Genomic DNA, 4,188 nt, shown 5'->3' on the forward strand with positions numbered 1-4,188 from the left:
CGCTACGCCCTTGCGCGCCCCGCGCGGCGGGCCAAATTAATTCACTTGAAAAAATTTGGTCGATTGATATGACTTCGCCATGCCCATCCAGCGCCGCACCACCAAGGCCCCCGGCCCCAGCGCCCAGGCCGCCCGCCCGGCCCCCCAGGCCGGGGCCGCCACGTCCTACGCCAGCGGCCGCAAGACCTGTGCGCGGCTGGTCCAGGCCGCCGGACAGCTGGCCGCCGAGATCGGCTTCGCCAACCTGACCACCCGCGCCGTGGCCAAACGCGCCGGAGAGACCATCGGCAGCATCCACTACCATTTCCGCAGCAAGGCCAAGCTCATGGAGGCCGTGTTGCGCCATGTGCTGGCCTGGGCCCAGGAGGAATACCTGGACACCCTGGCCGGATTCCACGACGCCGACCTGGGCGCGCCGCCGGTGCAGGCCCGGCTGGTGCGGACCATGGTCCGCGGACACATCCAGGCCCTGTTCGACCCCAAGCGCCCCTCCTGGCACAAGCGCATCCTCTACCAGGCCATGCAGCACGACTCCGCGCTGTTCGACGTGGCCTGGGAAGAGTTCGCCCACCAGGAGACCAGCCTGTTCTTCCGCCTGCTGGACCACGCCCGGCCCGGCACGCCCCTGCGGCGCAAGGTCATGACCTACACGGCCATGATCGGGCCAATCATCTTTCACCTGGACTACGCCATGCCCATCCACCAGGTCATCGGAGGCGACGGCTACGACCAGGACTACCTGCACGAACTGGAGGACATGATCGTGGACCAGACCCTGCGCGCCCTGGGCGCCCCCAACGCGGGAGACGCCCCGGCATGAAACCCCTGCACCCCGCACTGACGACCTGGATTCTGGCCCTGGCCCTGGCGGCCGCGTCCCTTGCCGGCTGCTCCGGGCAACCCGGGGAGCAGCCCGCGGCCCAGCCCCGGGCCGTGGCCCTGGCCCGGGTCGAGCCCCTGGGCGACGGCCCCGGGCGCGGCTACCCCGGCGCCGTGCGCGCCGCGCGCCAGGCCGAGCTGTCCCTGCGCGTGGGCGGGCCGCTGGTGGCCGTGCTGGCCGCGCCAGGCGACGTGGTGCGCAGGGGCCAGCCCCTTTTGCGTATCGACCCGCGCGATTTCCAGGACGCCATCCGCACCCTCGAAGCCCAGCTGGCCGGGGCCGAAGCGGCCCTGCGCAACGCCGAACTGGACCTGGGGCGGGCCGCCCCGCTGCTGGAGCGCGGCGCCGTGGCCCAGGCCGACTACGACAACGCCCAGAGCGCCCGCGACACGGCCCGGGCCAGGGTCCGGGCCCTGGAGGCCCAGCTCGTGGCCGCGCGCCACGCCCTGGACGACACGGTCCTTGCCGCGCCCTTCGACGGGCTGGTCACCGCGCGCCATGTGGAGAACCACGAACTGGTGGCGCCCGGACAGCGGGCCCTGGCCCTGCGCGACATCACCGAGCTCGAAATCGACACCGACGTGCCCGAGACGGAAATGGCCCTCATGCCCCCGGGGCGGACCCCGCAGGCCGAGGTGGAATTCCTGGCCCAGCCCGGGCGGCGCCACCCGGCGCGACTCAAGGAATGGAGCGCCGAGCCCGACCCGGCCACGCGGGCCTATCGCCTGACCTTCGCCCTGCCCGCCCCCCGGGAGCTGCACATCCTGCCGGGCATGACCTGCCAGGTGCTGCTCGCCGGGCAGCCGCCCCGGGGGGCCCTGGCCGTTCCGGCCTCGGCCCTGGCCACGGCGCGCCCCGGGGCGGCGCCGGGCGAGGCTGGCGTCTGGGTCTTCGACCCCGCCTCCGGCACCGCCGCGCGCCGCGCGGTACGCACCGGGCGACTGGTCGAAGGCTCGCTGGTGGAGATTCTGGACGGCCTGGAGCACGGTGAACTGGTGGTGGCCGCCGGGCACGACTTCATCGCCGAGGGCATGGCCCTGCGGCCCCTGGACGACGCCGACGCCGGAGCGCAGCCGTGATCAATCCCGCCGACTTCGCCCTGCGCAACCGGGTGACCACCACCCTGCTGCTCGCGGTGCTGGCCGTGGCCGGGCTGCTGGCCTACGACAGCCTCGGCAAGCTCGAATACCCGTCCTTCACCATCAAGACGGCCCTGGTCACCACCCCCTACCCCGGGGCCGGGCCGCCCGAGGTGGAGCGCCAGGTCACCGACGCCATCGAGGAAGCCATCCAGGCCATGGGGCAGGTCAAGAACATCCGCTCCACCTCCGAGGCCGGGGTGTCCTACGTCTACGTCGACATCCTGGACGACATCCCCTCGGACGCGCTGCCCCAGATATGGGACGAACTGCGCCGCAAGGTGGCCGACGCCCAGGCGGAGCTGCCCCCCGGCGCCGGGCCCTCGATGGTCAACGACGATTTCGGCGACGTGTACGGGGTCTTCTTCGCCCTCACGGGCCCGGGCTACAGCCCGGCCCGGCTCAAGGCCTACGCCCAGAGCCTCAAGAAGGAGCTGCTGCTGTGCCGCGACGTGGCGCGCATCGAGTTCTGGGGCCTGCGCCAGGAGGTCGTGTACCTGGAGATGCGCCGCGCGCGCATGGCCAAGCTGGGCGTCAGCCCCGCGCAGCTCCACGCCGCCCTGCAGGGGCGCGACGCCGTGGCCCCGGGCGGGCGCGTGGAGGTGGACGGCCGCTACCTGCGCATCGCCCCCGCCGGGGCCTTCGCCTCCGAGCAGGACATCGGCGACCTGCTCATCGGCGGCGCCTCGGGCATGGTCCGCCTGCGCGACGTGGCCGACATCCGCCGGGGCTACCGGGAGCCCCCCGCCAACGCCATGCTCCACGACGGCCAGCCCGCCATCGGCATCGGCATCGCCACCCGCGAGGGGGGCAACGTGGTGGCCATGGGCGAGGCCATCCGCCAGCGCCTGGACGAGCTGGACTCCCAGCGCCCGGCGGGCATGGAGCTGCACCCCATCTTCTACCAGAGCGAGGTGGTCACCGAGGCCGTGGACATGTTCCTGGTCAACCTCGCCGAGGCCGTGGCCATTGTCGTGGTCCTGCTCATGCTCTTCATGGGCTGGCAAAGCGGCCTGCTCATCGGCGCCGTGCTGGGGCTGAACATCCTGGGCACCCTGGCGGGCATGGCCCTGTGGGACATCGACCTGCACAAGGTCTCCCTGGGCGCGCTGATCCTGGCCCTGGGCATGCTTGTGGACAACGCCATCGTCGTGGCCGACGGCATCCTGGTGCGCGTGCAGCGCGGCATGGACCGCGAACAGGCCGCCCGCGAGGTGGTGGCCGCCACGCAGCTGCCCCTGCTGGGCGCCACGGCGGTGGCCGTGCTGGCCTTCACGGCCATCGGCTTCTCGCCGGGCAACGTGGGCGAGTTCTGCCGCAGCCTGTTCCAGGTCATGGCCCTGTCCCTGGGCCTGAGCTGGGTGCTGGCCGTGACGGCCACCCCGCTGCTGTGCGTGCGCTTCCTCAAGGTGCCCGCGCCCGGCGCCGGGGCCGACCCCTACGCCAGGCCCTTCTTCCGGGCCTACCGCGCCTTCCTGGCCGGGACCCTGCGCCGCCGCGCGGCCACGGTGGGGCTCGTCGTGCTGCTGCTGGGCGCGGCCGTCGCCGGGACGGGCCTGGTGCCGCAGTCGTTCTTCCCCGACTCCACCCAGCGCCTGTTCATGGTCAACTACTGGAAGCCCGAAGGCACGCACATCGACAGCACCCTGGCCGACCTGCGCGAGATCGAACAGGCCGTGCGCGGCATGGAGGGGGTCACGGGCGTGACCGCCCTGGCGGGCCAGAGCGCCCTGCGCTTCATGCTCGTCTACGACGTGACCAAGCCCAACACCAGCTTCGGCCAGCTCCTGGTGCGCGTGGACGACTACCGTCGCATCGACGCGCTCATCCCGCGCATCGAGGCCCACATCGCCGCCCGCCATCCCGACGCCGAGCCCTATTGCCTGAAGGTCACCACCGGCCCGGCGGTGGACATGAAGGTCGAGGCCCGCTTCCGGGGGCCGGATCTCGCCGTGCTGCGCGAACTGGCCGCCAAGGCCGGGGCCGTCATGGCCGCCTCGCCCAACGTGCGCGACCTGCGCACCGACTGGCGCCAGCAGGTGCCCGTGCTGCGCCCCGGCTACGCCGAGGCCCCGGCCCGGCGCGCCGGGGTGACGCGCGAGGAGCTGGCCCAGGCCCTGCAATGGAACTTCAGCGGCCAGACCGTGGGCGTGTACCGCGAGGGCGACG

At 72.8% G+C, this 4,188-nt stretch carries 3 protein-coding genes; all 3 read left to right on the plus strand.

What is annotated here, in order from left to right; translation table 11 throughout:
* The first annotated feature begins 79 nt into the window (after window positions 1-79).
* The gene (locus tag M0P34_RS14075; protein ID WP_291500234.1) at window positions 80-820 is read left to right on the plus strand and encodes a TetR/AcrR family transcriptional regulator; all 741 of its coding nucleotides are present in this window, start codon (window positions 80-82) and stop codon (window positions 818-820) included.
* Window positions 817-1,959 carry an efflux RND transporter periplasmic adaptor subunit gene (locus M0P34_RS14080; RefSeq protein WP_291500236.1) on the plus strand — a complete coding sequence of 381 codons (1,143 nt, stop codon included), beginning with the start codon at window positions 817-819 and terminating at the stop codon, window positions 1,957-1,959. The genes M0P34_RS14075 and M0P34_RS14080 overlap by 4 nt, the downstream gene beginning before the upstream one ends.
* Window positions 1,956-4,188 (plus strand): efflux RND transporter permease subunit (locus M0P34_RS14085; RefSeq protein ID WP_291500238.1); only part of this gene is annotated, 2,233 nt, incomplete at its 3' end. The genes M0P34_RS14080 and M0P34_RS14085, both read left to right, overlap by 4 nt.

It is taken from the genome of Desulfocurvus sp. (genome assembly GCF_023230885.1).
Taxonomy (GTDB): Bacteria; Desulfobacterota; Desulfovibrionia; order Desulfovibrionales; family Desulfovibrionaceae; genus Desulfocurvus.

What these genes read in the sequence shown, in the direction of transcription:
- M0P34_RS14080 (WP_291500236.1), top strand. Translation starts at nt 817, where the DNA reads ATGAAACCCCTGCACCCCGCACTGACGACCTGGATTCTGGCCCTGGCC.
- M0P34_RS14075 (WP_291500234.1), top strand. Translation starts at nt 80, where the DNA reads ATGCCCATCCAGCGCCGCACCACCAAGGCCCCCGGCCCCAGCGCCCAG.